Annotated in this window: 1 pseudogene; it reads left to right on the top strand. The window is 43.0% G+C overall.

The features are described 5' to 3' along the window. A pseudogene (locus tag R0J88_RS24105) lies at positions 1–230 on the top strand (multifunctional CCA addition/repair protein); the annotation flags it as partial.

Below are 230 nucleotides of genomic sequence, written 5' to 3'. Positions count from 1 at the left end.
ATCGTTTAAAAGTACCTAATCTTTTTCGTGACATTGGCGTATTGACCAGCGATAATCACACTTTATGCCATACTATTGATCAGCTTAGCCCGCAAACTATTCATAAATTAATGGTCACTAATTTAAATGGTTTGGTGCACCCTGAACGCTTTGTAGCTTTTACTCAAGCCTGCCAGTGTGACGCGCAGGTTCGCGTAGAAACACTGGGTAATAAGCCTTACCCGCCGGCA

The sequence above is a fragment of the Pseudoalteromonas sp. SIMBA_162 genome (assembly GCF_046535955.1).
GTDB classification, from domain to species: Bacteria; Pseudomonadota; Gammaproteobacteria; order Enterobacterales; family Alteromonadaceae; genus Pseudoalteromonas; species Pseudoalteromonas marina.
The sequence above is the reverse complement of the archived record's forward strand: the minus strand, read 5'-3'. Positions and strand labels throughout refer to the sequence as shown.